This is a genomic window from Pedococcus sp. NPDC057267, assembly GCF_042668795.1.
Taxonomy (GTDB): Bacteria; Actinomycetota; Actinomycetes; order Actinomycetales; family Dermatophilaceae; genus Pedococcus.
Map to the genome: position 1 here is coordinate 1 of NZ_JBHUYG010000187.1, position 1,504 is coordinate 1,504.

The window sequence follows — 1,504 nt, forward strand, 5'->3', positions numbered from 1 at the left end:
GACCCGCTCCTGACCCGCGACTTCGGCACACCGGTCCGCGGGTGCGAGGCACCGTGGCACAAGGCCCAGTTCTCCCTGGTGTACAACTCCGCCACCATCACCTCACCCCCCACCTCCCTGGCCGGCGTCCTGGACTGGGCCAAGGCGCACCCGGGCCGGTTCACCTACCCGGCGCCGCCGGATTTCACCGGCTCGGTGTTCCTGCGCCAGGTGCTGTACTCCACCTCCGGTGGCTACGCCAACGTCCCGCCCACCTACACCAAGGCCGCCTACGACCGGCTCACCCCCGCAGTGTGGAAGCGGTTGACGGACCTGGCGCCGTCGCTGTGGCGCCACGGGAGCACGTACCCGCGCGACTCGACCGCCTTGGACAAGCTGTTCGCCGACGGCCAGGTCGACATGACCATGACGTACGGGCCCGCCACGTTGACCGACCTGGTGAAGAAGGGCACGTTCCCCGCCAGCACCCGGGTACTTCCGTTGGACGAGGGGACAGTGGGCAACGCCAGCTTCCTGGCGATCCCGTCGACCTCCGGCCATCGTGACGCGGCCAAGGTCGTGGCCAACCTGGCCCTGTCTCCGGCGCAGCAGGTGGCCAAGGCGGACCCGGCTACCTGGGGTCAGTTCACCGTCCTGGACCGCTCCCGACTCGACCCCGCTGACGCTGCCGCGTTCGCGGCGCTGCCCACGTCGCCGGTCGTGCCCACCTACGAGGTGTTGTCCCGGCACGCGAACCCCGAGCTGTCCGCGGGATGGGTGGCGCCGTTGGACGACGGGTGGCGCCGCAACGTGCTCGCAGCCGACCAGTGAGGACACCCGCCTCCTCGCGCACTGCCCGCCGCGGCCGCGTGGGGGCCGTTCTGCTGGTGGCACCGGCCGTGGTCCTGACGGTCCTTGTGACGGGCTCCGCCACGGTCTCCCTCGCGCTGAGCGCGACCGGTCTGATGCCGCTGGTGGGGACACCGCACCTGACCTGGTCCGCCTTCGCCACACTGGCGCCGGACCTACCCGGCAGCCTCCTGGTGAGCCTGCTGACTGCCACCGCGTCCACGGTCGCGGCCGGGACCGCAGGCATGGTCATCGCCGTCCTCATCCTCAGTTCGCGCCGCGGCGCCCGCGTACTCGCCGCGGCAACCATGGCCCCCGTCCCGGTCGCTCACCTGGTCGGTGCAGCCAGCGTCGGGCTGCTGCTTTCCGACGCCGGCCTGCTGGACCGCCTGACCGGAGTCCAGCCGACGTCCTGGCCGCACCTGGTCGCGGCCCGGGTGCCCGTCGCAGTCGTGACCGAGTTCGCGTGGAAGGAGTCAGCCTTCGTCGCCCTCGTCGTGACGGCCGCGGTGGCACCAACCCTGAAGGAGTACCACGAGGCCGCGACCGTCCTGGGCTCGAGCGCGCGGCAGCGCACGACGATGGTCACCGTGCCGCTGGCGATGCCCGCCCTGGCAGCATCGTGCGCCATCGTGTTCGTCTACACCCTCGGCTCCTACGAGGTCCCGTGGCTGCT

At 71.5% G+C, this 1,504-nt stretch carries 2 protein-coding genes; both read left to right on the forward strand.

The genetic code is table 11. The features are described from left to right. On the forward strand, positions 1-810 hold an 810-nt coding region (locus ACFUC1_RS20560), incomplete at its 5' end, for an ABC transporter substrate-binding protein (protein ID WP_379123172.1). Between the two features lie 56 nt (positions 811-866). Then, positions 867-1,504 (forward strand): ABC transporter (locus ACFUC1_RS20565; protein ID WP_379123174.1); only part of this gene is annotated, 638 nt, incomplete at its 3' end.